Source organism: Shimazuella soli (assembly GCF_022511585.1).
Classification (GTDB): Bacteria; Bacillota; Bacilli; order Thermoactinomycetales; family Thermoactinomycetaceae; genus Shimazuella; species Shimazuella soli.
The window spans coordinates 275,745-300,752 of sequence record NZ_JAKWBN010000002.1 but is presented as its reverse complement, the minus strand read 5'-3'; the positions used below and the strand labels follow the sequence as shown (position 1 = coordinate 300,752).

33 protein-coding genes and 2 pseudogenes are annotated in these 25,008 nt (G+C 36.5%); 10 read left to right on the top strand and 25 right to left on the bottom strand.

Features of this window, described 5'->3' with window-relative positions; genetic code table 11:
• Positions 1–103: 103 nt before the first annotated feature.
• On the bottom strand, positions 104–2,191 hold the full coding sequence (locus MK805_RS06470; protein ID WP_240874773.1) for a HelD family protein: 2,088 nt from the start codon (positions 2,189–2,191) through the stop codon (positions 104–106).
• Between the two features lie 114 nt (positions 2,192–2,305).
• On the opposite strand from MK805_RS06470, the gene MK805_RS06465 reads away from it, so the two are divergent.
• On the top strand, positions 2,306–2,623 hold the full coding sequence (locus MK805_RS06465) for an NO-inducible flavohemoprotein (protein WP_240874772.1): 318 nt from the start codon (positions 2,306–2,308) through the stop codon (positions 2,621–2,623).
• A gap of 38 nt (positions 2,624–2,661) precedes the next feature.
• Here MK805_RS06465 and MK805_RS06460 read toward each other — a convergent pair whose 3' ends face one another.
• The 5 genes from MK805_RS06460 to MK805_RS06440 all read right to left on the bottom strand — a co-directional run bounded on the left by MK805_RS06460 (position 2,662) and on the right by MK805_RS06440 (position 8,143).
• Entirely contained in the window at positions 2,662–4,446 is a 1,785-nt protein-coding gene (locus MK805_RS06460; RefSeq protein WP_240874771.1) for an ABC transporter ATP-binding protein, read from the bottom strand.
• Positions 4,447–5,126: 680 nt separating this feature from the next.
• Positions 5,127–6,014 (bottom strand): GNAT family N-acetyltransferase, encoded by an 888-nt coding sequence (locus MK805_RS06455; RefSeq protein WP_240874770.1) that lies wholly within the window; start codon positions 6,012–6,014, stop codon positions 5,127–5,129.
• Positions 6,015–6,115: 101 nt separating this feature from the next.
• Positions 6,116–6,664: a hypothetical protein gene (locus MK805_RS06450; protein WP_240874769.1), complete on the bottom strand. Its 549-nt coding sequence runs from the start codon at positions 6,662–6,664 to the stop codon at positions 6,116–6,118.
• A gap of 123 nt (positions 6,665–6,787) precedes the next feature.
• A complete protein-coding gene (locus tag MK805_RS06445) occupies positions 6,788–7,324 on the bottom strand; it encodes a DinB family protein (protein WP_240874768.1) in 537 nt (178 codons plus the stop codon).
• A gap of 45 nt (positions 7,325–7,369) precedes the next feature.
• Positions 7,370–8,143, bottom strand: a complete 774-nt coding sequence (locus tag MK805_RS06440) for an ABC transporter ATP-binding protein (protein WP_240874767.1) — start codon at positions 8,141–8,143, stop codon at positions 7,370–7,372.
• A 71-nt stretch (positions 8,144–8,214) separates the two neighbouring features.
• Between MK805_RS06440 and recQ the strand changes: the two genes are divergently transcribed.
• Complete coding sequence (gene recQ, locus MK805_RS06435; RefSeq protein WP_240874766.1) at positions 8,215–10,233, top strand: DNA helicase RecQ; 2,019 nt, start codon at positions 8,215–8,217, stop codon at positions 10,231–10,233.
• 54 nt (positions 10,234–10,287) lie between these two features.
• Complete coding sequence (locus MK805_RS06430) at positions 10,288–10,833, top strand: GNAT family N-acetyltransferase (protein WP_240874765.1); 546 nt, start codon at positions 10,288–10,290, stop codon at positions 10,831–10,833.
• Between the two features lie 58 nt (positions 10,834–10,891).
• On the opposite strand, the pseudogene MK805_RS06425 reads toward MK805_RS06430, so the two are convergent.
• The 7 genes and pseudogenes from MK805_RS06425 to MK805_RS06400 form a co-directional block, all read right to left on the bottom strand.
• Positions 10,892–10,978 (bottom strand): annotated as a pseudogene (locus MK805_RS06425) (helix-turn-helix transcriptional regulator); the annotation flags it as partial.
• A gap of 28 nt (positions 10,979–11,006) precedes the next feature.
• A complete protein-coding gene (locus MK805_RS06420; protein WP_240874764.1) occupies positions 11,007–11,483 on the bottom strand; it encodes a hypothetical protein in 477 nt (158 codons plus the stop codon).
• 234 nt (positions 11,484–11,717) lie between these two features.
• Complete coding sequence (locus MK805_RS17810) at positions 11,718–11,843, bottom strand: hypothetical protein (protein ID WP_255724528.1); 126 nt, start codon at positions 11,841–11,843, stop codon at positions 11,718–11,720.
• 125 nt (positions 11,844–11,968) lie between these two features.
• Complete coding sequence (locus MK805_RS06415; protein ID WP_240874763.1) at positions 11,969–13,435, bottom strand: recombinase family protein; 1,467 nt, start codon at positions 13,433–13,435, stop codon at positions 11,969–11,971.
• Between the two features lie 304 nt (positions 13,436–13,739).
• The gene (locus MK805_RS06410; protein ID WP_240874762.1) at positions 13,740–13,919 is read right to left on the bottom strand and encodes a hypothetical protein; all 180 of its coding nucleotides are present in this window, start codon (positions 13,917–13,919) and stop codon (positions 13,740–13,742) included.
• 250 nt (positions 13,920–14,169) lie between these two features.
• Complete coding sequence (locus tag MK805_RS06405; RefSeq protein ID WP_240874761.1) at positions 14,170–15,096, bottom strand: RluA family pseudouridine synthase; 927 nt, start codon at positions 15,094–15,096, stop codon at positions 14,170–14,172.
• 96 nt (positions 15,097–15,192) lie between these two features.
• A complete protein-coding gene (locus MK805_RS06400) occupies positions 15,193–15,369 on the bottom strand; it encodes a hypothetical protein (RefSeq protein WP_169818330.1) in 177 nt (58 codons plus the stop codon).
• A gap of 105 nt (positions 15,370–15,474) precedes the next feature.
• On the opposite strand from MK805_RS06400, the gene MK805_RS06395 reads away from it, so the two are divergent.
• Genes MK805_RS06395 through MK805_RS06385 form a run of 3 tightly spaced genes read left to right on the top strand, consistent with a single transcriptional unit; the run spans position 15,475 to position 16,220 of the window.
• Entirely contained in the window at positions 15,475–15,693 is a 219-nt protein-coding gene (locus MK805_RS06395) for a hypothetical protein (protein WP_240874760.1), read from the top strand.
• 53 nt (positions 15,694–15,746) lie between these two features.
• Positions 15,747–15,899 carry a hypothetical protein gene (locus MK805_RS06390; RefSeq protein ID WP_240874759.1) on the top strand — a complete coding sequence of 51 codons (153 nt, stop codon included), beginning with the start codon at positions 15,747–15,749 and terminating at the stop codon, positions 15,897–15,899.
• Positions 15,900–15,938: 39 nt separating this feature from the next.
• Positions 15,939–16,220, top strand: a complete 282-nt coding sequence (locus MK805_RS06385) for a hypothetical protein (protein WP_240874758.1) — start codon at positions 15,939–15,941, stop codon at positions 16,218–16,220.
• 513 nt (positions 16,221–16,733) lie between these two features.
• Here the strand turns inward: MK805_RS06385 and MK805_RS06380 are convergent.
• The 7 genes from MK805_RS06380 to MK805_RS06350 all read right to left on the bottom strand — a co-directional run bounded on the left by MK805_RS06380 (position 16,734) and on the right by MK805_RS06350 (position 19,816).
• Complete coding sequence (locus MK805_RS06380) at positions 16,734–16,886, bottom strand: hypothetical protein (RefSeq protein ID WP_240874757.1); 153 nt, start codon at positions 16,884–16,886, stop codon at positions 16,734–16,736.
• A 319-nt stretch (positions 16,887–17,205) separates the two neighbouring features.
• Positions 17,206–17,544 carry a YopX family protein gene (locus tag MK805_RS06375; protein WP_240874756.1) on the bottom strand — a complete coding sequence of 113 codons (339 nt, stop codon included), beginning with the start codon at positions 17,542–17,544 and terminating at the stop codon, positions 17,206–17,208.
• A gap of 3 nt (positions 17,545–17,547) precedes the next feature.
• On the bottom strand, positions 17,548–18,195 hold the full coding sequence (locus tag MK805_RS06370; RefSeq protein WP_240874755.1) for a recombinase family protein: 648 nt from the start codon (positions 18,193–18,195) through the stop codon (positions 17,548–17,550).
• 220 nt (positions 18,196–18,415) lie between these two features.
• Entirely contained in the window at positions 18,416–18,562 is a 147-nt protein-coding gene (locus MK805_RS06365) for a hypothetical protein (RefSeq protein ID WP_240874754.1), read from the bottom strand.
• 113 nt (positions 18,563–18,675) lie between these two features.
• Positions 18,676–19,176: a hypothetical protein gene (locus MK805_RS06360; RefSeq protein WP_240874753.1), complete on the bottom strand. Its 501-nt coding sequence runs from the start codon at positions 19,174–19,176 to the stop codon at positions 18,676–18,678.
• 50 nt (positions 19,177–19,226) lie between these two features.
• Positions 19,227–19,394: a hypothetical protein gene (locus MK805_RS06355; RefSeq protein WP_240874752.1), complete on the bottom strand. Its 168-nt coding sequence runs from the start codon at positions 19,392–19,394 to the stop codon at positions 19,227–19,229.
• A gap of 260 nt (positions 19,395–19,654) precedes the next feature.
• Positions 19,655–19,816, bottom strand: a complete 162-nt coding sequence (locus MK805_RS06350) for a helix-turn-helix transcriptional regulator (RefSeq protein ID WP_240874751.1) — start codon at positions 19,814–19,816, stop codon at positions 19,655–19,657.
• 112 nt (positions 19,817–19,928) lie between these two features.
• Here MK805_RS06350 and MK805_RS06345 point away from each other — a divergent pair, with 112 nt between their 5' ends.
• Positions 19,929–20,321 carry a helix-turn-helix domain-containing protein gene (locus MK805_RS06345; RefSeq protein ID WP_240874750.1) on the top strand — a complete coding sequence of 131 codons (393 nt, stop codon included), beginning with the start codon at positions 19,929–19,931 and terminating at the stop codon, positions 20,319–20,321.
• A 322-nt stretch (positions 20,322–20,643) separates the two neighbouring features.
• Here MK805_RS06345 and MK805_RS06340 read toward each other — a convergent pair whose 3' ends face one another.
• From MK805_RS06340 to MK805_RS06325, 4 genes are read right to left on the bottom strand one after another with little or no spacing between them, the layout of a single operon-like run.
• The gene (locus tag MK805_RS06340; protein ID WP_240874749.1) at positions 20,644–20,796 is read right to left on the bottom strand and encodes a hypothetical protein; all 153 of its coding nucleotides are present in this window, start codon (positions 20,794–20,796) and stop codon (positions 20,644–20,646) included.
• A 17-nt stretch (positions 20,797–20,813) separates the two neighbouring features.
• Positions 20,814–21,056, bottom strand: coding sequence for a hypothetical protein (locus tag MK805_RS06335; protein ID WP_240874748.1), 243 nt, complete (start codon positions 21,054–21,056; stop codon positions 20,814–20,816).
• A gap of 26 nt (positions 21,057–21,082) precedes the next feature.
• Positions 21,083–21,400, bottom strand: coding sequence for a hypothetical protein (locus MK805_RS06330; protein ID WP_240874747.1), 318 nt, complete (start codon positions 21,398–21,400; stop codon positions 21,083–21,085).
• A gap of 3 nt (positions 21,401–21,403) precedes the next feature.
• Positions 21,404–21,556 (bottom strand): hypothetical protein, encoded by a 153-nt coding sequence (locus tag MK805_RS06325; RefSeq protein WP_240874746.1) that lies wholly within the window; start codon positions 21,554–21,556, stop codon positions 21,404–21,406.
• A gap of 167 nt (positions 21,557–21,723) precedes the next feature.
• On the opposite strand from MK805_RS06325, the gene MK805_RS06315 reads away from it, so the two are divergent.
• The 3 genes and pseudogenes from MK805_RS06315 to MK805_RS06305 all read left to right on the top strand — a co-directional run bounded on the left by MK805_RS06315 (position 21,724) and on the right by MK805_RS06305 (position 24,446).
• Positions 21,724–22,428, top strand: a complete 705-nt coding sequence (locus MK805_RS06315) for a helix-turn-helix domain-containing protein (protein WP_275092325.1) — start codon at positions 21,724–21,726, stop codon at positions 22,426–22,428.
• Positions 22,429–22,497: 69 nt separating this feature from the next.
• Positions 22,498–23,142: pseudogene (gene ribD / locus MK805_RS06310) on the top strand (bifunctional diaminohydroxyphosphoribosylaminopyrimidine deaminase/5-amino-6-(5-phosphoribosylamino)uracil reductase RibD); the annotation flags it as partial.
• A gap of 266 nt (positions 23,143–23,408) precedes the next feature.
• Positions 23,409–24,446 carry a hypothetical protein gene (locus tag MK805_RS06305; RefSeq protein WP_240874744.1) on the top strand — a complete coding sequence of 346 codons (1,038 nt, stop codon included), beginning with the start codon at positions 23,409–23,411 and terminating at the stop codon, positions 24,444–24,446.
• Between the two features lie 105 nt (positions 24,447–24,551).
• Here MK805_RS06305 and MK805_RS06300 read toward each other — a convergent pair whose 3' ends face one another.
• On the bottom strand, positions 24,552–24,866 hold the full coding sequence (locus MK805_RS06300) for a hypothetical protein (protein WP_240874743.1): 315 nt from the start codon (positions 24,864–24,866) through the stop codon (positions 24,552–24,554).
• Positions 24,867–25,008 lie beyond the last annotated feature (142 nt).

The window sequence follows — 25,008 nt, the reverse complement described above, 5'->3', positions numbered from 1 at the left end:
TACTTATAAGATTTTCTTTATCTAACCTTTTACAAACAGTAAAACTCTGCTTCAGAATCAAGCGCCCCAGGGAGGCATCTCTCTGGGGCGCGCGTGTTTCTTCTTATGTAACATAGGCTTTTGCCTGATATAACTCCGGCGAAACTCTTTCTACAAGAGAAGACATGGACTTGCTATAAGTGAGAATGAGCTGATGCAGCGCACGTGTGCAACCTACATATAATAATTTCGCATGCAGGGCATCATCGAGGTATTGTTCTTTATCGACATCCAATAAAATAACAGCGTCAAACTCCATTCCCTTCGTCAAATATACAGGGGCAATGGAAATACCTCCTAAGTATTCTTTCTGGTCAAACGTTATCCGATTGGCAGAAACCCCAATGTTTTGAAGCGCTTCATGGATGATAGAGCATGTCTCTTCATCTCTTGTAACCAAAGCAATCGTTTTTACTTGATCCCTTTCTAACTTCTCGATGGTTTCTTTGATCCAATCCATTCTCTTCTCTTTTACCACTTGCACAATTTGAACTGCTTGCCCACTGCGAAAAACAGGTTCTGCTTGTTTTACGTCTCCTGCATACTGACCTAATACCCCATTTGCAAAGTGAATGATCTCCATCGTGGAACGATAACTTCTTTCTAATTGATGGAAACGGAGTTTTTGGCTGTCAAACAAAGTGGAAAAATCATCCCACTGCCCTATTCCTTGAAAAGAATATATATTTTGCAATATATCACCCAAAATAGTGAAAGAATTACTAGGACAATGTTTTTGCAATACTGCTACTTGTACAGGAGAAAAATCTTGTGCTTCATCGATCACAATATGATCATACTTCTGGTCTCCTTCTATGCCATATAAACGATCATGAATATAAACCAATGGTGCTAAATCCTCATAAGCAACTTCCCGCTTTTTTCCTTTTTCTTGTAGTTTTCCTGTTAAAAGTTTGGATTTTTGGATAAATAGACGATACCATTCAAGCACCGAGTGATTGGGCCATGTTTTTTTGTAAGCTGTAAACAGCTTGTTTGCTTGTTTCTTCTTTAATCCTTTCGGATCACGCTCGCGAATTTCTTTGTGTTCCATTTCAATCCATCGTTTTATCCGTGCCATTACACGTTCTTTTCTTTTCATCAACGGATAATGTTTATACTCTTCATAAAACCAATGGCCTATTTCCTCAGCAGAAAGAAATTTGTTATCCCATGCAGCAAAGCCTTTGTCTGGGAAAAAATTGGTCTCATATCTTTTTAGTTCGTCTTCTATCTCTTGCAAAAATAAATATCTCCCTTTCGGGTTTATGGTTTGATGATCCATGTCAGGGTCAAACCACTCTACCAGTTCATGATGACGGTCTTTTAAGGTGATATTTTCTTTCAGTATTGTCAAAGCCCATTCTTCAAAAGTTGTTTGCTGGATTTCTCCTACACCCAGTTCAGGAAGGACTTCTGATATGTAATCCAAAAACATGTGGTTGGGAGCAAAAATGATGATTTTTTGTGGATTGATTTTATTTTGATATTGATACAATAAATACGCTAATCGATGAAGTGCTACTGTCGTTTTCCCACTGCCAGCAACACCTTGAATTAGGAGTACCCGATCATAGTCAGCTCGAATAATCAAATCTTGTTCTTGTTGGATCGTGGAAACAATGTCACGCAACCTGCTGTCTTTGCTATCACTCAACCGATAAAGGAGAAACTCATCTGTTACCCCCAAGTTCTCTACACCTCGAACATAACTATCTACCACACGCTGTAACACTTGATTGCGGATAGCGATATTTCGTTTCAGATGTATTTTACCCCACACTTCCCCATCTGGAGATTCATACGAGATTGGATCATCTGATCCAGTAAAAGAATAAAACATGCTAGAAACAGGAGCCCGCCAGTCTATGACAATAAGCTCATTCGTATTTTCATCTTGAATACCTGCCTTGCCAATATAAAGCGGAGTAATCGGTTTATTTCCTGCTTCTTCAAAATCAAGCCGTCCAAAATAAGGCTCTACTTGAGCGATTTCCATGTTTTTTAACTGTTGCTGGCGCTGATCATCCAGAAGTTGTTCCACAATATCTTTGCCAAAATAACGAGGTATTTTTTGCAGGGAGACTCGTATATTCTCCAATTTTTCTAATGTCTGCTTTAATCTTTTCTCTTCAAATTCCATCGAATCCATGAGATGCACCCCCATCTCTTTCCAAAAAAATAAACCATGATTACAGCTGGCTTGCAGTAAGTTCATGGTTGGACGATTATATAAGGAAATTCACTATATCATGACATCATTACGGTGTCTATTGTCTTTTCTCCTAGGAATTTTTCCTTAGATGTCTATTTACAGTTTCCACAACTAAAATCTTATATCTGTTATGAACGGCCAACTCAAACAGACTATGAGCAAAAAAGGTTTGATAAGGAAGGATTTATTGATTTACCTTGGCTGAAACAAATACTCCCAACACAAGAAGCTGATATATACTTCTGTGGACCTGTTCCTTTTATGCGATGCGTTAAGGATTCATTAGAAGCTATTTGGGTAAAACAAGAACGAATTCATGAATTCTTTGGTACTGCTACCCTGTTGGAAACAGAGACTGTTTCTGTTTAGTGCAATCGAAAGACCTTCGCTTTTAACTATTATCATACTTATCCTACCAAAGTAGACACTTCCAATTGTTGTTTGGCCAACTCATAATAATAACCTCGCTTAGACATCAGTTCTTCATGCGAACCTGCTTCTTCTATCCGACCTTTGTTCACCACCAAAATGCGATCCGCATTGCGAATAGTCGCCAAACGATGGGCAACTACAATAATCGTCTTATCTATATACACTTCTTCCAAACACGCTTGCAGTAAAAATTCCGTTTTCGCATCTAATGCAGAAGTTGGTTCGTCTAACAATAAAATAGATGGTTTCCGTAATAATGTTCGAGCAATTGCCAACCGTTGCTTTTCTCCACCAGACAAGCGAACACCACGGTCACCGATTAAGGTATCCCATCCTTCAGGTAAATTTTCAATCAAATTCATCATTTGTGCTTGTTCCGCTGCTTTCAGCATTTCCTCTTCCGAAGCTTGTGGATTGACATAGAGCAAGTTTTCCCGAATGGTTCGATTCCACAAAAAGATATCTTGGGGAACCAAACCTACATGTTTGCGATAATCTTCTAAACGATACGAAGATAAAGGAAGTCCGTCTAAAAGTATTTGGCCGGAGCGAGGTTTTCCAAATCGGAGCAGCAGATCGATAATAGTAGATTTTCCACCACCTGTTGCTCCTACAACTCCAATAAATTCACCAGGCTGGATAGAAAACGAGACATCTTGCAAGATTTCTCTTTCATCTGAGTACCCAAAAGAAACATGTTGAAATTCAATTTTTCCATTCGTTTGTTCCAAAACAATTGCCTTTTCATCATCAATATTCTCATCTGGAAACTCCATCATCTCTTCATATCGTTCAATTTCTGGTTTCAATTGATCTCGATCCATATAAAGCATAAACAATGAATTAATCGCCCCGTAAAACCGAGGCACATAAACTGCAAATGCTAATAATTGTCCAATAGTCATCTGTTGATGAAAAATAAAATAGATCCCAGCTGCATAAACGAGACTAGTGCTCAAAGAGTCTTGTAATTCCCAAAATAACCGCCCTTGAAAACTGCGCTGTTTTTGCAGTTGATTTTGCAATTCTCGATACTTTCGATTGAGCTCTTCACCATGAGCTATTTCATGTTTTTCTTGTTGATAAGTCTGAACTGTTTTTAACCCAGGGACAACTTCGGTAATAAAAACATCGTATTCTTTTTGGGCTACGCTAATATCTTTGTAAGTTGTCCGCCAAAAACGAATTCGACGATAATAAAAATAAACCATCAATGGTGCAAAAAACAGAACAATGGCCGATAATTTCCAGTTCATCGTCAACATAACTACACCAACAAACAAAAACGAGATCACGTTGTCAAATCCATTGAGCAATTTTGTAACAAACCCGGAAATATCATCGCAAGTTCGTACCAATCTACCAGTGATATCTCCCTGTTGATATTTACTCAACGTAATGGGAGAAAGTTTTAGTAACTTTTCTAATAATTGAAATCGCAATTTTACAGTTATTTGAGTCTGTACATTACTTTTATATACATTTTCTAAAGCAGAAATCAACATATTTAAAATCGGAATAACTGCAATCCCAGCGACACAAAGGATTAGCAAGTTTACATCTCGTTTAGGTAGTGCTTTGTCAACCAAAAAGGACATCAGCCAAGGCGTAATCACACCTAGTCCTGTCGTAATCAGCATGACTATCATACTAAGCATCATCATTCGCTTATTTTCTCCAACAAACTTCAGAAGATTTAAGCGGTATTTTTTTTCTTCCAACCCTTTCATTTGTACACCTCTTCCAATAAAATGCTTCATCTTGATCATACGACTTTTTTTGACTCCTTGCTTTTATATTTCAGCTCAAAAATATCTATCGTTCTCTAATGAAGGAACCTACAAATATAAGTATAATTCAAATAATTCCCTAACTCCTTAAGACCGAAAAAACTACTGAAAAAATATATTGAAAAAAATTGCTGTGTCATTTTCAATATAAAAGTAGCACGTTTGTTCTTTTTATTATACCTCATTATGTATGATTTTGCTATTTTATAACAACTTGAATGATCATTCAGTTTATTGAGAGGAAATTGAAAATGGAACCTAGTTGAATCGAATGGAGAAGAAAGTAAATTATAAGAAATAGTTAATCCCTTGCTACACAAGCCTACGGTCGTAACATAGGCTTATTCTCTTGAAATTACTTGTAGAATATAATAGGAGCAGCAGAATTGAGTTCGATCGTGATCCCTTCTTCCTCCAGTTCATCTACTATGCATGCGGAATTTAAAAACGAATAAATGAAAACAAGAGAGAAACAATTTCTCATTACTCAATGTTTCTCTCTTGTTTTATTTTTCCATAACAAAGATGTGTAAAATATCTTGTCGATGCCCTGAAGAAAAAAGCATCCTACACTTTCCTGACGGAAAAAGCAGCTCCTTTCAAACTTAAAACTTACATTTTTGCTGCTATTCTCCTAAAAAAGCATCTTTTTAATGAAAAGTTTGCTGCATCCAAACTTGACCCATTTTTTTCTCAAAGTTCCAACTTTCTAGTACTTCCTTTACACAATCATCTAGCAAAAGATTATAGGTGGAAAACGTAAATGGATTTTTATTTAATGAAACTCTTTCAAAAGCAAACACCTCTAATAATAGTTGTTCCAATGTTTCTTTTTTATTAAACCCAGGTTTTATTTCACAATGACATAAGATGGTTTGTATTTTTTCTCCGTTGCTATCAAAAATGTCTCGAATGTGGGCATATCCTATCGGGTTGCCATTTATATCACTTACTATAATTGCTTGGCTATCATCTGGTTGGTTTGTTATTTGATTTTGCCATGGGGTCCATTTGTTCCAAAATGGAAGCTTTTTGACTGCTTTGCTACTAATTCTTTCTAACCGATAATCCGTTTTCCTCACTGGTAAAGAAGTTGGAACTTTTTTTGTATCATAAAAATAAAGCTGATTTGTGATAGAGTAACCGAATTTCTCGTAGAGTCTAATTGCTGGTTCATTTCGTTCAATGGCTTCTAGTGTTGCAATATCTACTTGTTCATCTTTATAAATAGCCATACATTTTTGCATCATAGCTTTTCCAATCCCAAATCCACGAAATTCTTTTGCTACACCAGTCCCCCCATTCCATGCTACTTTCTTGTCACCGACTTGACGAAACCCATTTAATACGAACCCAGCAGGTTCGTTATTATAAAAAGCAATGAAAGAATGTTTCGGAGAGATATCTCCTTTTACCAGATGGATATTTAATTGTGCTTCATTAAAATGGAGAGGAACAAAATACCCTTCGAATCCTTTGTTCCAAATAGTAGTCATCTCATTCCAAGTACAATCACTTAATTTTCGAAAAGAGATCATGAGATATCGACTCCATTATGTATTTTTTAGTAAGCGAGACTAAAATAAAAATTAGAGAGAAACTGCTTGTTCCCCTCTTCTATAACAATCCTACTAATTATCTAAACCTCTGGTCGAACCCATCTCAAATAAGGATTACTCGGGGAGAACACTTTCCATTTCTCCTCCATCTCATATTGATCTATCTTCACTCCTGAAATTCTCGTATTTAGGCGATTAAGATGAAACGACTCTTGCAACTTAGTCTTTTCTGTTTCCAAAGCCTGCGAAAAAAGGGCTTCTGATTTCTTTGGAAAAGCTTTGCTCCACCAGCCAGCCATCAAAGAACGGTATCGGTTTGTATATGATACTTGTATTTTAGAAGTACGCTCTTCTTCGAAGATACGATAGTCTACAATCTGCTCTCCTCCAGGAAAATACACTTCCAGCTGAAACTGATGTGGCTTTTTTAGAGCTAAAAACTTCCCTTTTATCGGGACAAATTTATGATCGTTAATCTCCTCGTATGCGAGAAACCTGCCGCCCTCGTCCAGTTCATCAAACTGAAAGGATTGGAGGTCTAATCCTGCAAGCAGGAAGTTGCCGTGCAATAACCATTCAAAGGCAAATTCAGCAGTAACCTCTACCGTGTAAGTTGCAGTTTGTTTCATATTTCTACTCCTTCTATCAGCACTGTCCTATCCATAGCCTCTCATATGTGTATCTTCTAATCAAGATATTGCTTATCTTTCTGATCAAGGTTTGAATCAAGAAAATATAGAGTACGCAGATTTTTATTTTCTAGGCTGGAGAATTCCAAGATAAGCTTTCCACGGTCCTACTTCATCTTGGCAGTATTTGGCTAACACTCTGGAGATTTGACCGATATGATTGAAATCATGTACCATCCAAGTAGCTAGTAACTCTTGAAGTGTCACGCTTCCAAAGTCTGGATGCTGTCCCTTGCGATCCAGATCATTTTCCGTTACTAATGCAGATAAAAGCTTTATATTCTCTTGCCGGATCGTTTCAAATTCATCTAGCAGCAGATCAAGTGATTTGTGGTGGTTCGCTTTTAAATGGGCTTGCCGGTCGAAAGGTTCAAATTCCTTTGTATCTCCATAATCGAGTATCGTTTGAATTCGAGTCATCCAGTCCGTTTTTTCCCCATGAATCAGGTGCCCCACAACATCATAAGCTGACCAAGTATTTTCTCCTTCGTTGTTGTGTATCCATTCTTGGGGCAGTCCTTCTAACATGGAACGTAATACTTTTGGTGTTCTGGAAAGATTATCGATTACATCTTGTAATTGGAATTTTTGATCGATCACGATATGAAGCCTCTTTTCTTTTGAGATTTACTTGTTCTTGAATTGTCAAGTCAGCATTAACCAACTTCGTCCATTTTTTTGCTCCACTGATAAGGAGGTTTGAAAGAATTCACTTAAATTTTGCTCTGTTAGCACATCCTTGGTCCATCCTTTTTGTGCAACCTGTCCTTGTTTCAACAAAAGCGTATGGGTAAAGCATGGAAGTATTTCTTCGATATGGTGTGTTACATAAATAAGAGTAGGGGCGTTAGGACTTTTTGCAATTTGATCAATCATGTGAAGAACTTGCTCCCTGGCAAAAATATCCAATCCTGTACAAGGTTCATCTAAAATCAGCAGCTCTGGAGAAGCCATCAATGCCCTTCCTATCAACACTTTTTGTTTTTCTCCTTGGGACAATGTTTGATAGATTCTTCCTTGTAAATGACCACATCTCCATTCTTGGAGCAATGTGTTTACTTGTTCATAATCATCTTCTATTGGTTTCTCATAAACTCCTACAGATGCAAATTTGCCACTTAGTACAACGTTTTCAATTGTTTCATATCCATGTAATCTTTGCTGCATAGATGTACTTACCCAACCAATTTTTTTTCGTAACTCCCTTAGGTCTGTTTCACCAAAACGTTGATCCAATACTGTTATCTCTCCACTTGTTGGCCAATGGTAGCCGTTGATCAAATCGAGAATACTCGTTTTACCAGAACCATTTAAGCCGACAAGACACCAATGCTCACCTTTGTGGATCTCCCAGTTAATTTGATCTAAGATCAGCCGCTGATCACGACGCCACGAAACATTTTTCATCTCTACAATCATGAGTAGTCCTCTCCTAATCTCTTCCTATTCCCTTATAGTTCGATTACAATAGAGCTTGTCAGGAGGTTTCTATGAATATCTCACAAGCTCAAACCTATTTACAAAAATATTTTGGCTATTCTACCTTTCGCAACGGACAACAGCAAATTGTAGAAAGTGTATTAGCTGGTCTTGATACATTTGGTATTTTACCTACAGGTGGAGGTAAGTCGATTTGTTATCAGATACCTGCTTTACTACTTGATGGAATAACTGTTGTTGTTTCCCCGCTTATTTCATTGATGAAAGATCAAGTAGACTCACTCAAACAAACAGGAATTCCTGCTACTTATATTAACAGTTCATTGACAGCTACAGAATTACGCGAAAGAATCTCAGAGATACATAACCATGCATATAAAATTATTTATGTAGCACCAGAACGACTGGAAACGGAGTATTTTTTATCGCTGTTTCGCCAACTGCCAGTAGCATTACTTGCAATTGATGAAGCCCATTGTATTTCTACATGGGGACATGATTTTCGACCTAGTTATCAATTGATACCGCGAGCAATTCATACTCTCTCAAAAAAGCCTATCATTTTAGCTTTGACTGCTACAGCTACGAAACAAGTACAAGACGATATTCTCCATCTGTTGCATATTCCTGTTGAGAACACCTACCGTACTACATTTCGGCGGGAAAACTTACATTTTACGGTGCAAAAAAATGTAAATAAAAAAGATTTCATCATCCAATATTTGCGTACTCATCCCAATCAGTCAGGTATCATATATGCTGGTACTCGAAAAGATGTCGATATGCTCCATCAATTTTTACATAAGCAAAAATACAAAGTGGGCAAATATCATGCTGGAATGAGCGAAGAAGAACGCAATACAGCACAAGAAGCTTTTTCTTATGATCGTACTCCTATCATTGTAGCGACAAATGCTTTTGGTATGGGTATTGATAAATCCGATGTTCGGTTTGTTATTCATTATAATCTACCAAAAAATCTAGAAGCTTACTACCAAGAAGCGGGTCGCGCTGGCAGAGATGGTGAAAACAGCAATTGCGTTCTACTCTATGAACCTAGTGATATCTACCTGCAAAAATACTTCATCGAACAATCCAATCCTGATCGACAGGCATTAGACAACAAAAAATTACAAGCCATGATCAATTATTGCCGAACAAATCAATGCCGTTCTCATACAATTGTACAATACTTTGGCGAATTAGATAGCAAACCCTGCCAAATGTGTGATAACTGTGACCCAAATAAAGCCAAAAATACTGTTGATGTCACTACAGAAGCACAAATGATTTTCTCCTGTATACGCAGAGTAAACGAAAAAGTAGGTCTAACTTTTCTCACCAAAATATTAAGAGGCTCAAAGAGTAAAAAAATTACGGACTTTCGTTATGATCGTCTCTCTACATACGGATTAATGAAAGAACAGAGTGAAAAAAGAGTAATGCAGATATGCAAATCGTTAGTAGATGAAGGATACATAAGGCTAGAACCATTATCTGAAGGAATGTATCCTGTAGCAAAATTGGATGTATCCGCAGTTGCTGTGTTGAAAGGGGAAGAAAAAGTAACATTGCATCTAGCAGAAGAACCTGTACCTGCAAAAGATAACACTAGCGTTGATAATCCGATCTTTGATGCATTGCGACAACTGCGCAGAAAAATAGCTGAAGAAGAAAATGTTCCGCCTTATGTTATCTGCAACGATGCTACTCTCCGCGAAATGACTACCTACATTCCACAAGATGAAGCCGGGATGTTACGGATAAAAGGCTGGGGTGAAAGTAGACAAAACCGTTTTGGTGATGCATTTCTGGAATTATTACAACAATATAAATCAAAAACTACTTCCACATTAGCGGAAATTCAAAAAACACATCCTAAAGCATATACACCTTGGACAAAAGAGGAAGAAGAGGAGTTAGAAACTTTGTTTCAACAAGGTTTAGATATTGCCCAGATCGCGCAGACACTAGGGAGACAAAATGGTGGCATCCGGTCTCGGTTAGAGAAACTTGGTCTTATTTCGAAAGAGTACCAAGAAACTGAAACAGAAGTAACCAAAACATAATGCACCTAAAACAGAATACGACTTGAAATCTGCTGGATGAAAGGACATAGAAACATGAAATTCCTACAAGGAAGCAAAGTTTATCTTCGCCCAATCGATGCAAATGATACAGACACTTACTTTTCCATGCTCTTTCATTCTGAAACGAGAAGGCTTACAGGCACCCAAAAATGTTTCACAAGAGAAAGTGTACGACATTACATCGAATCCAAATCACGAGATCAGTCAAGTATTCTTTTACTAATTGGATTACAAGAAAAGGATCAAATCATAGGTGACATCCAATTACTCGATATTGATACAATCAATCGAAATTGCTATATTCGCATTTCCATTGACAACAATGAAAATCAAGGAAAAGGCTATGGAACAGAAGCAATGAAACTCATGCTTGATTATGCCTTCGGTATTTTGAATTTACATCGAGTTGAACTAAATGTTTTTACTTATAATCAAAAAGCAGTACATGTATACGAAAAATTGGGATTCAAAAAGGAAGGTATTCAACGAGAAGCATTGTTTTATGATCACTATTATCATGACTCCATTATCATGAGCATACTGAAACACGAGTACCGGCAGCAGTATATTGACAAATGACGAAGTACCTACAATAAAAACCCTACCTTCCAAACAAATTGGGGGTAGGGATTTTTCCTTATATTTTGAGCTCTCCTAAACGGACTAATTCCACGACTGCTTGAGAACGACCTTTTACTGCCAACTTCTGCATGACATTTGCTATGCGTACCAATTGCAAATAATAACCGCTATTACTTTTTAGCATCCGCCGCAGTTAAAATAAACATTGGCAATTCATTGATCATTATATCGAATATTTTTTTTAATGCAGCATTTCGTCTTTTATGTTCCATACTTAATGCGGGATCTTCAACAGAATTTCTTCGTCTAAACCCAAAATGAGAACTATAGCTCGTAAGCATAATTCCAGCACCAATAATATTGAGGGTAAAGTGTGCTCTTGCTACTGGATTCTTTATGTTAGGATCTTGATTTGGATTTAGCCCCCCGCTGCTCGTAGTCACGGTTGAAATGTCTTTCAATCGAATTCGTTTAGTATGATCACCCTCATAGAAAGCACTACTAACTGATTTTATTTCTAGAAAGTCCCCCTTTATTTCAAAAGATGTTTCTACATAAGCAAGATAACGATCATCACCATTAATAAATTCATCTAAACACCAACTGATCTTGGTCGAAGTCTTGACAAATTCCAATCTTTTATCCACTATCCCCAACCCCCTTAAATGAAAAGTAATCTCTAAAACGGACATTTTAGAGATTACTAAAATAGTTTTTCTTATTGTCATCAGGTATAGGCGGGAAACGTTAGTCTCATATTTTCTCCATTACTAACTTATATTTAAATTGTTCGTCATTCCTGTGATGCTCTCTGGTGGTAGAGTTTCTCTATCTATCACCAGAGAGCTTGGGTTCCCTGTTAGGGAGGGACTACTACTCCTTCAGATCCCTGATCTCCTTGAGAACTCTTCGAGTTCCGTCCGGTCTCCGGTAGCTGCAGCTTTTATTGCGGCTGCATCCCCTTTCTCCCAAAGCTCGACCAATTTATCAACAGAATCCTGAGGCATCCTTCACTCCTAGAGCCCAGTTGGATATTGTCAAAATATTATACCATAGTGGGTATTTTTCCCACAATGTCCCGAAAGGAGACATTAAAAGATAGCTCACAATGCATTCCAAAAGAATAAAAAAACTACACAACATTAAATGTATAGTAAATATCCATTTCCCCTTGAGGATGTACCACTACTCTATCAAGCAGTGTTCTAAACGCATGATGTAAGTTTTGACTATCGCTACTCAACACATCAAACGCCTGTTTTATACTCTCAATTTTCTTCGTTGTATACTCCTGTCTGGACAACTCAATCTTTTCATTTTCTAGGTTGTTGATTTTCCAATCTATTTCATTACGTTTTTGTTTAAACTCTTCTTTACTAATCATTTGTTCTAAGTGCAGGTCAATCAGCTTTGTTGCTTTGTTTTTGAGATCATCAATCTCTTTTTCAACTACAACAAGACGGTCGTGTTTTTGTCCTTGGAACTGATCTTCGAAAGACAATTTTAACATGTAGCTTTTTTCCAGCAATTGTTTGATCAAAAAAGACTTTATTTCTTCGTATAATATCGGACTATGATTTACACAACCAGCTTCTCCCATACGACGATATTTGCTGCATTTCATGTACCGATAGTCCTTTTTTTTCCCATTTGCAAGCAATCTCCATGACAACATGGGCACTATACTCGATCCACATTCACTACATTTTAGTATCCCGCGAAGATCATTCCATGGCGATATTTTCTTTTTTGTTTTAATAAGATTGGAATTTGCTTTTTCCCACCACTCCCGACTAACAATAGGTTCATGATGATCGTGAAAAATGAGCCATCGACTCTCTGGATTTTGAATTTGTTTCTTTTTTCCTTCTACTTTCATCGTTGTGTATCTGTTTAGTACAAAATCTCCACAATATATACGATTTCGAATAATTCTTTGCACCGATGTTACTTGCCACTTCTGTATTTCTTTCGGTTTCAAACTCAACTGATTTAATTTGTGAGTAATCGTTTTGAATCCCAATCCTTCATTTACATACCAATCAAAGATCATCCTCACAACATCAGCTTCATCTTGTTTAATCTTCAAAATACCATCTTCTCGAATATAACCAAATGGAATCTTCCCAATATGTTGACCACGCCGAACTTTAGCAGCCAGTGCAGATGATATACTCCCTGATAACATTCTGCTGTAGTGATCAGCAAACATGGAAGCCATTTCAAAACTCATATCGTTTTTTCCAGCAACATCTGAGTCATAGCCTTCTTCAATCGAAATAATTCTTACATTTCGGGATAAAAATATTTCTCGTATTTCCAAAGCATCCTTCAAATCCCTAGCAAGCCGGCTGATCGACTTGAACAACACCATGTTGATTTCTTTTCTCTTTGCTTTCTCCAATAGCAACTGAATCGCTGGTCGATCTTTAAAAATGGTTCCACTGATTCCTTCGTCCTTATACACGCTGTTCTCATTCCATACGTATCCCTGTCTCTCTAACCAGTTACGGCATATATCAATTTGGTTTTCAACAGAAGACACCTGTTCATCTCGATCAGTAGAAACACGAACATAACACGCATATTTTTCGTTCATTGTTCTATGCTCCCTTTTTATTTAAACACATCATTCAAATTCTTTTGCAATACATCATATCCACCACACGTTTTGCAATAAAAGTTCTCATTTGCCTCTATAGGTGTATCTGCTATGGTAAATCTCAAACTCCATATGAAGATGTATCGACATTAAAATCGACGCTATGACTTCTGATCAGCATCATTTGATCACGTGATAACGGTGGATGGCTTGCAATTGACTGTTACAGTGATGACATAATCTGTTTTGATTACATTTTGATCATGGCCAGCTGTTGAGTCTATGGATTAATAGATATTAATTATTTTACTACCTCTCCATCCTTATCTACTTGCTTTGTTCCTCCTCCAAACAACCAATTATTCTTCTCCACAAACTCAATAAATTTATCCAAAAATTCATCATGGTCAATGTTTGTATTTTCATCCTTTGCAAAGATAGTGCCACTAATTTCTATACCAAACTGTTTGTTTTGCTTCATGTAGAACAACCTCCTGTAATCATATAAGGATAGTGAGATGGTTCACGCTCTAGTCCATCAGATAAATTCCATTTATTGGTCGAATTAGGGTTCGTCGTTCAGTTTCTGGTTCTACTCCAAAAAGAAGTAATTCTTGGCGCACCTCAAAAATGCGGGGTTTACCCAGATACAATTATATGGTCTCGTTGTTCCTCCATCGCTGGATGCTTGTTCTGGGCCACGTAAACATTTATGTATTCTCATAATTAGTTTATTTCGTAGGTGTGCTTCGAAAAGGACTTAAAAACGACTTAGGGATTTTTGTTTCAAAACGTAGCAGGAGACCAGTTGTGGGATGTACAAACGATAAGACCTGAGCATGAAGTCCAAGTCGACCAATTGGTTTCATACGTGAACCATATTTCTTATCACCTACAATGGAATGCCCTATATCCTGCATATGTACACGGATTTGATTTTTCCGTCCAGTGTCGAGATTCACCTTCAATAAAGAAAAGTTTTGATTGGATTTAATTACTTCGTAATGTGTCACAGCAAGTTTCCCATCATTCGGACGAGTACTTGAATATGTTTTGAAAGTTGTAGTCTCTTTCAGCCAAGATGAAATAGTACCCTCTGTTTTCTTTACCGATCCCTCAACAAGGGCAATGTAAAGACGCTCCTGTACTATGTCTTTCCATGAATTTTGCATGGTTTGTTGTACCTCTTTGCTTTTGGCAAACATCATCACCCCAGATGTGTCTCGATCCAAACGATGCACGACAAAAATCCGGTTTTTAGGATTCCCTCTACGGACATGATCCATAAGCTGTCGATAGGCTGTTAATTCGTTCTCTTTAGAAGAAGAAACCGATAACAATCCAGCTTCCTTCTCAATTACGATGATATCCTCATCTTCATGTAAAATAATAACTCCTGTCATGAGTGGTGTATTTGTAATCTTTATCTTACGAATGGATACCGTTTGTCCAGGTTGTAGTGGAAAATTGTATTTCGTCACGGCTTGATCGTTTACCAATACTTGTCCATGGCTCAATAGGGATTTAACGGAGTTCCGGCCAAGATTTGATAAAGTATTCAATAAAAAAACCAGCAACTCCGTTGGCTCTTTAACTGTGTATTGTTTGGTTGGAACCTGAGTTTGATTTGTGTTGCTCTTTCTTTTCCTTTTATGCATGTTGGTTAGCCTCTTTCTGTACACTCTGCTTCATGATTATGAATAGTCAACACTTATAAACCTTCCCATCAACTTTGTTTGTTACTTTATAGACAATCATTCTTCTTTTTTCTCGTTTTTTTCTTTTCTTACTCCGTATTTGATTAACACCAAACGCATACCTTCTTCAATCAGATCATTTGTATAGGTTCTTTCCTTCTGAATAGCAGCCAATGCCTTCACTTCTTTGTATAAATCCTCATCCAATAATATATTTTTGTTTTTTCTAGCCATTTAAATCTCTCCAATGTTTTTGAATTAACTATAGCATATGCTTGATATCTATTACATCTATGATATATTATATATCTATGATCAAATACACAGGAGGTACACATCATGAAAAAAAGAACACCGCTTGACATCGTTGTCCTAGGAATCGTAGTGGTGATTGCGTTAATCGTCATCGCTTTATCTTTTCAGAACACAACGAAATTATCAGGAGGATTAGGTCTCAACCCATATTTAACAGCAGGACTTGTGGAAATACTCTTCGCATCCTTGCTGTTATACGAGGAAGACAACGAGCTTTACAACGAAATGTCCCAATTTTCTTAGAAATTAGATACTTCACCAGTTTAGGATTTGTAACAGCAGTAAATATGTATGGATTGGCACAGAAAAATTTAATAGTTGGCTCCGTTGTTGGAGTAGCAATAAGCGGGGCTATGTGGCTCATGGAGAATACACTTGTATGGCTTTGGACAAGAAGCCATGAACCGCATGTAAAAAGCCTTAAAGAACACTTGAAACAAGCCAAATAAGATATCAACGAAGAGAAAATCATTCAGAAAATGGAATGGATGAAATGGGAGTCTCGTAAGCCGGACTTATGTTTGATAAAAGAAGCTCGAAAATCGGAGGAGAAACGCAAGAAAATAATAAAAGATGGTCTTCCTGAGTATTTCAGAAGACAACCCGAGTCATTACAAGAGATAGTTGTCACTCCTATAGTAGATGATCAAAAGGAAGCACAAGAAACCCACGTCATACCGTTTAAGCGTCAAATCGGATTCTACCAAGAAGAAAAGAGACAAGATCATCTATTTCAAGCAAACACAGAAGCACGAAGCAAAGCTATATAAACAGCAAAAATATTAACCGATGAGCTGGGAAGATTTCCAACATATAAAGACATGAAGGATAAGGGGATAACGACGCATTATTCACGTATTGCATTTAAGGAGATAAAAAACGGATAAACCCGCATTCGAGACGGTGTGAGACGATGAAATATGAACAAGATGAACGGTGATTTGATATGAAATACACAAAGACATATTCAAAGTAAAGGCGGAAATCCCGCCTTTTTATTTATCTTAGGAAAACACATCATTCAAAATCTTTTGCTACACAATCATATCTACTCCACGCTTTGCAATAACGATATCTGGTATGGTAATTCTCAAACTCCATATGAAGGTGTTACTGCTAAGATCGATATTGTGACCTCTTGTAATGTTCAAGTATTCTTTGGCCCATGTGATAGAAGTGGACAACTTGCAATTGGCCGGTACAGAATGTCGCAGAAGCAGTTTCGATTACATTTTGATCCTGGGTAGCAGTTGAGTTTGTTTGATTATTTTTAAGTCAGTAGGTCATGCTTCCATAGACTCAGCACGTTCTAGAATTGCTTGTAAGATTCTTTTGTCATCGATATATCCAATCGCTAAGGCAAAAAGAAATCTCATATCTTTTTCACTTAATCTATCTATGGCACTCATAATCTCACTTTTGATACCTTCAGACATACAATAACGACTCCTTTCATTTTGACGGTGACGGCTTTACTTTTCTCGTTCACCTATCCATTTTCATATTGTTGTTCAAATTAAGGTTCATAAGTTCAGTTGCTTCTCTTCTTCTCATAGATAATCATAGCTGTAAAATAATGTATGGTAGAATAACTATTGTCTTGTTAGGAGTTTAATTTAATATCTAAAATTTCATTGACTTTGTTATTCGCTGTAATCCAACTATTAATTGTTTTTTGTATATCATCTTCTGAGTTTGATCTAAAAATTATGACTTGCTTCATATTTGTCCTCCATAGTGTGACGGTTACTGGTTTTACGTCAATAATTCCGGATTCTCATGTATATTCCCAATAACCTGCAAGCCTGAATTCAAATAATGATCAATCGATATTCCTCTTTTTCCACCGATCATAAAGCAGCCATTTTCAAAACTTACGACTGCATTTTTTTGAAAATCTGTCTTTATAATGTCGCCTTCATAAATTTCTTTCCCATTATGATCCAATAAACCAGTATATTGCATCAATGATATATCTGTGGTGTTAATCTGATCCATAACCTCGTCGATTTCAGTTAATGTATCTGGGTAGTGTATCTTACCCTTTGGGAATCGTTCATCTTTAGCGAAGACTCTAAATTTGATCTCTCTCATAGATTAAGAAGCCTCCACGGTTGTACTTTGAGTGTTTTCAAATTCCTTTAAGATTTTATAAAAAGTGTTTTTCTTTAAATTAAGAAGTTTCATAAACTGGACACCAGTTATTTCCTGCGTTTTCCACCGTTTATAATTGTCCTGTAAAACCTTTTTTTGCTGCTCGGAAATGGTATTTAGATTCAACTGTGGGCGTCCTAAACGCTTGCCATTTGCTTTTGCTACTGCTTTGCCTTCCGCTTGTCGCTGTCTAATTTTCTTGCGCTCCTGTTCAGCAACAAAAGACAACAGGCTAAGAAATTGATCTTCCATTAATTTTCCCATATCTCCCATAGATTTGAATTTACGACTATCAAACAAAGCTCGGTTTTCCAATACAATGATATCGGCATTTAGCTCTCTTGTGATCTCTTTCCACTCTCGGATGATCCCATCATAGTCACGCCCCAAGCGATCTAACGCATCAATATAAATTAAATCGCCTTCTCGAATAAATCGTTTCATCGTTTGATAACTTGGACGATCAAAGTCTTTACTACTTTGCTTATCAATAAAAATCATTCGTTCCTCAATTCCGAGATCCAACATTTTTCTAACTTGGCGTTCTTCGTTTTGGTCTTTACTGGAAACTCGGATATAACCCATTTGCATTATTCCCATCCTCCCAAATATTCGCTCTTGAGTTAATTATACTACAGATCCGTCCGTAAATATGGAGGATTTATAATAAACGTTTATAATATTATTTTTATATTTTTTTAAACAAAAAATTGATATAGGGAAACATGTATCCTAAAAGTCTCAGAAACCGGATATGTACTTTTAAATTCTCAGCATACTAGATTAGAAAACTCAGTCAATGAGTTATCAGTTATCTGATCAGACTCTTTGCAAATCCCTCTCCATAGATGCGCCTCACCCGCGCCCGCTGCTCCACCAATTCTTTTTCTCTCTCTTCCTGAAGCATCTTTTCTTTAAAACAGTTGCAAACAGGTATCGGACGTATAATACGATCCATCACTTTTAACTCCAATCGCCGTATCTCTTTACGGCATATCAGGATTTGTTGTATGCTTTTCTGGTTCTTGTACTGTACTTTTATGGTGCTTTTCCGGTTCTTTCGAAACCCCTTTATTTTTTAAAGGATTTCGCTGATCCGTCATTTTCAAAAGTTTTTTCTTTTTCCATTTCATCTGAATCAGCTTGCTTAATTTTCTTTATCTTTTTTTCTTTGTCATTACCAGAACCAGAACTACTTTTTTCTTGTTTATTGTCTTGTAGTGCTTGTACAGTACTTGCATTGGACAAGTCCGGTGCTGGTATCGTACTCGCTTTTTCTTTTACATGTGGATTTTGATGTTTATGCCAGCCAGTAATCTGTATATATTTCCCACCATCTACCTGATAACGCATGATGAAATTTCTATTGTTAAGCTCGTCCAATAACTCAACTACATCGCAATTGTCATATGGTAAAATCTCAGCTTTAATTCTCTTGGGACGATCCTCCATTCTTCCTTCTCTGTCAGCTATTGTCCAAAGTCCGGCAAAGAGTAATCTTCCAAGAGGATCAACTTCCGCCAATAAATCATTTAGAAAAAATCCTGGCTTAATATTTCGAGATCGTGCCATTTCTTACGTCATCCTTTCCATGCTTGTCCAGATCTTTATCAAAAAAGGGGCTAACTACTCCCCACACGTTTTTTGGGCTCTTGTGTGATCCAACTTACAAATCTTGCAGGGTGCATATTGTTCTGTTCGAAATACGGTGCAAATGCTTCGTAAAAAGCCTGTTTGATATCTTTTGCACCGTATATTTCCTTACCGACACTAAGTTTTGGTTTCTTCAAACTAATCACCCCTTCCATTCAATGTATGCAGACATTCAATCCATAAAAGCATGTCTTATTTAAAATTTGCATCGATAAAAATAGAACGAATATTGGGACTTGTGTAGAACCGACTTTTCATGCAAAATGATTTAGGTTGTTAAATCATTCGTACTTCTTATAGATCGTCTTAGATACAGACAAGAAAATTTCGTAGTTAAGCCATTTTTCAAGTTTCAATGTTCGCCAGCTTCACTATGCTAATTGAAATTTACGCAACTTCAAGTTGCTGTTATAATCAAAAAAAGATCATCTATTGAGACACCATAGTAATCAGCAATTTTCTTCGCAAAGGAAAGTGAAGGATTTCTGTCACCACGATCTATTGCACCTAACATTTGAGTTGTAATTTCAAGGGATTTAGCAACGTGAGTACGAGACATCTTCCCTCTCATCTCGATCAATTTAATTCACATGTTGTCACCACCTTTGCAACTTCAAGTTTCATATAATTGCTAGTAATGAATAACGTTTAAAATAAAAGGAGTACTCCTCATGAACAAAATCAATAAGGATAGATTGATCAAATTAAGAGAAAATGAAGGTATAAGTCAAGAAGAACTGGGACGGAGAACTGGACTTTCAAGAGGCATGATCTCTAACTACGAAAGAGGGTTTCGAAATCCCGAGTTAAAAAATCTAATCATACTCGCAGATCATTTCGATGTTTCAACAGACTATTTACTCGGCAAAACAGATGACCTTACACCTATAAAAAAAGAACCGATGAATAATGATAAAGAACTTGATATAAAACAAATAAAAAAAGCCCTTCTGGAGAAGGAGCTTGTCTATGATGGACATAAGCTAACGAAAAAGCAACAAGATAGTATTAGAGCCATTCTTCTTGCTGCTATAGAAAGAGAAGAACCAGAAGAAAACAACTAGCACATTGTCTTAACAATCATTAGTATCTTATCTTTCTCCATATTAATTAGATGGATTATATCTTTGACAACTCCACACGGCTAAAGCCGTTGGATTCTTGGGACGATAGCCTAATGACTATTTCATTACCAAGCTAACCCCGTGTGCCCCACGGTTTTCGTTTGTTGATTTCTTCTTTGCCGCGAGCAACTTGGTTTTCGTCTGCTGCTACTATACATATATCACCATGCGAATACTTGTTTGTAAACTTGCTTTTTCAAAAGTTGAACTGGTGAAGGAAAAATCTTTTCCCCTCATCCAACGCTTGCTTTCATCTCACGATTTAAACCGTGGATTTTCTCGCTTGCAATGCTATAATGTTTTTTACATCTACACTATCATTCATTTCCTTATATATAATAGCATCCACACTATCCTGTACTTCTGGACGGCTTTTTACTTTGCTACTCACTAGTGGATCATCTTTTTTATTCATTCTATCCCCTGCCTTTTTTACTTTGGTGAAGCTATTCGAAGTACTCTGCGTACTCCATTGAAAATTCCAAATTTGAATCCTCTTCTAATCCACAATATCGCTACGATCACCAACGGTATAACAACGATGATCGTAAAGGATAGGGCAAGTCCTATTGCATATGAAACGAGTATCAGTTTCCAAAACAAACCTTTTATCTTTTGGTAATGAAACTCATAAGAACGATTTCCTGTATGGATATGAATTTCTTTATTGTTCACTGTCTACCAGAGCGGATTCATGTTAATTACCTTCTACTGATTTTGTAGCTTCGTTTTCCACTTTGATGAGAAACAGAATTTACAATTGCATTCACAGGCTTAACTACTGCTATTCCTGCATTTATTGCTATTGGCCCCAGTCCCGGAAGTAACCCTAGGCAGAAACAAACAATTACACAGTATTTGATTTCCTTTTTTGAACCTTTGGAATCACCACTTGCATATGATGCAGCCAATCTTACAACTCCTATGACTGTCAAAACTCCTATGATTATAGAGATGAGAAGTCCAATAATCCCAATAAAGTCCATCAAAATCTCTCCTATTCCATTTTCAAAGTTCAAAAATTACTTTCCTCTGATCCAGCGAGGCATCAAGGATATAATCTTATCTTTGGTTCGTTGTAGAGCTGCTTCTATTTGGTCATATTTAAATCGGAATATTAGGATAACTGGTGCTATCACTAGGATTAAGCCAATAATGATGACTGTTTTCATCATCGGCATCACCTTTTCAGAATTTTTTATTTCCTATCAATAAACCAAGTATATAATTTACAATATGTAAAATAAATACAATGATTTACACATTGTAAATTTTCTTTTCATTTTGTTAATTATGACGTACACTATACTAAGTCAGTAAGAAATCGAGGTGAAAAATCAACATGTTGTTGCCACAACGCTTAAAAGAAGCAAGATTAACGGCTGATTTAAAGCAAAAAGAAGCTGCTGAAAAATTAGGTATAAGTAACAGTTCCCTTTCACTATTTGAAAAAGGGGACCGCGATCCAGATCCGGAAACTCTGTCAAAATTGGCTGACTTATATAATGTTTCCGTTGATTGGCTTTTGGGACGGTCCTCTTCAACCCATAAAGGTTTTGGCAGATATCACAAAGGAAAAGCCACAAAGACATATCTAGAACTTAGAATTCACACCACTTTAGCGGGCCTTTCAGAAGATGTCCGCAGAGAGTTACAACCACCCGTTTTGTATTATCGAGTTTTACAGAACAGGGACAATAAGCCAATCACAATATCTGAATCTTATCTACCTAATTCTTTACCAATAGAGGAAATACAAAAGATTTTGGAAGGGGTTAAGGAGAATCCATCCCTTAGCCTGTATAAAACTTTAGAAAGTTTTGGGCGAAAACCAATTTCTTGTGAAGAAGTTTTGATTGTGGATAGTAATCCTTCTGAAGAAGAAATTGATCTTTTAGAATTAGATGAGAATGCTCCTGGGGATAAGATTACACCCGTGGCAAGGATTACGAGAAAAACCTTTGATGCGTCAAGCAAGTTGGTAGAATACTGCCTACTTACTAGTCGGACAGATGTGTACCAGTTTGAATATCGATTCATGTTATAAACTAGGAGGAAATTTAGTATGGAGTTTAATCAACAAGAAATCTTAAATTATTAAACGAAATTACCTTTCGTTGTTTTGAAGACGGCCATGACCTTAGATGGGAAATTGGCCACTGAATCTGGAGACAGCAAGTGGCTAACAAATAGTATCTCTCGGGAAAATGTACATTATATGCGCCACAATCTCGATGGAATTATGGTAGGAGCCAATACGGTTATAAACGATAATCCAAGTTTAACAACACGCCTACCTGAAGGTGGGGGGAAGAATCCAATCCGGATCGTAACTGACAGTAAACTGCGTATTCCTCTTGACTACACTTTAGTTAACACTACTGATGAAGCACAAACATGGGTTTTTTGTTCCGAAGAAGCAAACGAGGAGAAAGCAAAACAACTGGAAGAGCGTGGAGTAAAAGTATTTCGCGCTGGCAGTAACACCGTTGATCTAGTAAAAACGATGAAGATTCTTGGAGAAAACGGAGTCAAATCCGTTTTGTTGGAGGGTGGTGGACAACTTAATTGGTCCATGCTCGAAGCTTCTCTTATAAACAAAGTGATATCCTTCATTGCTCCAAAACTACTTGGAGGAAAGCGAAGTATTACTCCTATTGGTGGTAAAGGATTTGATTTAATGGCACAGGCTGTTGAACTAGATAACATCTCAATAGAACGATTTGGAAAAGATATTTGTATTACTGGGTATCCAATTTAAAAAATAAGATAAATACATTTAAAACAGTCCAATTGATAGGTTGGCTGTTTTTTTGTGCGAAATTTTGATTACAGGTACTGTATCTTTACTCTATTCGTTAATATGAAAAAGGAAGAATCCACTTGATAAATACCAAATAAATGACTATAAGTTTTTAAACTCATACAAAAGGCATTTCTGGATGAAGCAGTACCAGCAAACTTGCCAATTATGATACAATTCAAATACTTATAATGATTCACATTCTAATAAAGGATTGGAAATACATGAGTAAAGAATTATTAGCACAATATGGACATAAAGTGCCTTTTAGCGAAAAAGATAAAACAATGTCTGCTTTCTTATCGTTAAAATTAGCTCTTTTATCTTATTTTTCAACTAAAGACCTTTCTGTTATTGAGGGCGAAGAAAATATAAATTCAAATACTGAGTATCAAGAAAAATATTTACAAACAATTTTTCATTTTCACCATTTCTTTGAATTGTTTATGAAAGATGTTTTAAGATTAATTAATCCAATACTTGCAATGAAAATTAATCATGATAATGGTACGGAAATTTTAAAGTTAATTCAAGGTGAATATAAAATAGGTTTGGATACTAAATCCATTGAATTTCACAGTGCATTAGTTCGACTCAAAAGTTTCGCAGGAGATGATTCCAAACCAGAAATATGTAGAGTAATTAGAAAAGATGGCCATTTTAACACTCTTAAATCCCTTAATTTTTGGAGAAATACTGCTTGGCACGATGGAACTTGGATAATGAAATACTCTGAATTTGACATTTTTATTAGTAAACAAGTACTTCCTTTAGTAATCACTTCAATTGAAAATTCCCACTACAAAGGTTATGAACGTCTTTGGAAATATCAAAAACCTCTGTCTAATATAGATGTTATCAGTAACTTCATGGTGATGAGCAAAAAACAAAAATATGATCATAAATTAATTTGCCTGAATAAAGCAATCGGATATGCATGCTACAACATGCCGACTTATTATCCAACTGAATATGATGGTACATCTGATGAGATGAAAAATAAAATAACAGAAGATAGCTGGGCTGATGAAGTTCGAACGTGTTTTCTATGTGGAGATTTTTCGTTATATTTATATGGTCAAGATATTTCCATTGTTGATCCACGGAATGGAGATATTGAATATGAAGGATGGGAAATCGATTCAGTTAAATGTAAGACATGTCAGTTAGACTTACTCAAAGCCTATTCAGATAAAGAACCATCTTTGTATGATGATAGTATACCTTTAATATGGAAGACAAGGGATTACAGAATTTATTAGATTCATTACTTGAGATGTTTTAAGTTTGCTTCCATGCTAATTGCATCTTTATAGTAGATTTAATACTCGCAATTCAAAGAAAAACTCCTTTTTATCAGGAGTTTTTCAGTTTAAACACAATAAATTACAAAAAGGCCAAATCTTTTTTATGACACTTACAACTTCAAGTGAATCGAGGTTAAAAGAAGCAATAATTGTATTGTTCACTTGGCTTTTCAGATACAAACTCTCGCCACTAAATCCGATTTCGAGAAAAAGTTCTTCATTTTTCCAAATAACCTTTGAGCTCGGATTCCCAAGTTCTTGAAATACCATTGCTCTCTTCAAAGTAGAAATCGTGGTATCTAAATCACCTAAGAAAATTGTGCTAGCTAATTCCATTTCAGACTCTTTCTCTACAGCATAAGCTTTTCGATCCAATACCTCGATTCGGTAATTCTCATTTTCCCATGCAATTTCTCCTACCAAACTATTCCTCTCTTTCAATTATGTCGGATTTTCTATTTTATCGTAGAGGATGAAGGATATCTAATTGAAAAATAAGGGAGAAGGTACTCTTCCA

Bases quoted from the DNA above. Each gene is read 5' to 3' on its own strand.
- MK805_RS06345 (WP_240874750.1), top strand. From the start codon at position 19,929: ATGAACAAAATCAATAAGGATAGATTGATCAAATTAAGAGAAAATGAA.
- MK805_RS06400 (WP_169818330.1), bottom strand. From the start codon at position 15,369: ATGGCTAGAAAAAACAAAAATATATTATTGGATGAGGATTTATACAAA.
- MK805_RS06365 (WP_240874754.1), bottom strand. From the start codon at position 18,562: ATGGATCGTATTATACGTCCGATACCTGTTTGCAACTGTTTTAAAGAA.
- MK805_RS06405 (WP_240874761.1), bottom strand. From the start codon at position 15,096: ATGCATAAAAGGAAAAGAAAGAGCAACACAAATCAAACTCAGGTTCCA.
- MK805_RS17810 (WP_255724528.1), bottom strand. From the start codon at position 11,843: ATGCCTCAGGATTCTGTTGATAAATTGGTCGAGCTTTGGGAGAAAGGG.
- MK805_RS06380 (WP_240874757.1), bottom strand. From the start codon at position 16,886: ATGTCTGAAGGTATCAAAAGTGAGATTATGAGTGCCATAGATAGATTA.
- MK805_RS06340 (WP_240874749.1), bottom strand. From the start codon at position 20,796: ATGAATAAAAAAGATGATCCACTAGTGAGTAGCAAAGTAAAAAGCCGT.
- MK805_RS06395 (WP_240874760.1), top strand. From the start codon at position 15,475: ATGAAAAAAAGAACACCGCTTGACATCGTTGTCCTAGGAATCGTAGTG.
- MK805_RS06315 (WP_275092325.1), top strand. From the start codon at position 21,724: ATGTTGTTGCCACAACGCTTAAAAGAAGCAAGATTAACGGCTGATTTA.
- MK805_RS06455 (WP_240874770.1), bottom strand. From the start codon at position 6,014: ATGATCTCTTTTCGAAAATTAAGTGATTGTACTTGGAATGAGATGACT.
- MK805_RS06385 (WP_240874758.1), top strand. From the start codon at position 15,939: ATGAAATGGGAGTCTCGTAAGCCGGACTTATGTTTGATAAAAGAAGCT.
- MK805_RS06375 (WP_240874756.1), bottom strand. From the start codon at position 17,544: ATGAGAGAGATCAAATTTAGAGTCTTCGCTAAAGATGAACGATTCCCA.
- MK805_RS06305 (WP_240874744.1), top strand. From the start codon at position 23,409: ATGAGTAAAGAATTATTAGCACAATATGGACATAAAGTGCCTTTTAGC.
- MK805_RS06440 (WP_240874767.1), bottom strand. From the start codon at position 8,143: ATGATTGTAGAGATGAAAAATGTTTCGTGGCGTCGTGATCAGCGGCTG.
- MK805_RS06350 (WP_240874751.1), bottom strand. From the start codon at position 19,816: ATGTCTCGTACTCACGTTGCTAAATCCCTTGAAATTACAACTCAAATG.
- recQ (WP_240874766.1), top strand. From the start codon at position 8,215: ATGAATATCTCACAAGCTCAAACCTATTTACAAAAATATTTTGGCTAT.
- MK805_RS06415 (WP_240874763.1), bottom strand. From the start codon at position 13,435: ATGAACGAAAAATATGCGTGTTATGTTCGTGTTTCTACTGATCGAGAT.
- MK805_RS06325 (WP_240874746.1), bottom strand. From the start codon at position 21,556: ATGATGAAAACAGTCATCATTATTGGCTTAATCCTAGTGATAGCACCA.
- MK805_RS06450 (WP_240874769.1), bottom strand. From the start codon at position 6,664: ATGAAACAAACTGCAACTTACACGGTAGAGGTTACTGCTGAATTTGCC.
- MK805_RS06360 (WP_240874753.1), bottom strand. From the start codon at position 19,176: ATGGCACGATCTCGAAATATTAAGCCAGGATTTTTTCTAAATGATTTA.
- MK805_RS06460 (WP_240874771.1), bottom strand. From the start codon at position 4,446: ATGAAGCATTTTATTGGAAGAGGTGTACAAATGAAAGGGTTGGAAGAA.
- MK805_RS06430 (WP_240874765.1), top strand. From the start codon at position 10,288: ATGAAATTCCTACAAGGAAGCAAAGTTTATCTTCGCCCAATCGATGCA.
- MK805_RS06370 (WP_240874755.1), bottom strand. From the start codon at position 18,195: ATGCAAATGGGTTATATCCGAGTTTCCAGTAAAGACCAAAACGAAGAA.
- MK805_RS06470 (WP_240874773.1), bottom strand. From the start codon at position 2,191: ATGGATTCGATGGAATTTGAAGAGAAAAGATTAAAGCAGACATTAGAA.
- MK805_RS06410 (WP_240874762.1), bottom strand. From the start codon at position 13,919: ATGAAGCAAAACAAACAGTTTGGTATAGAAATTAGTGGCACTATCTTT.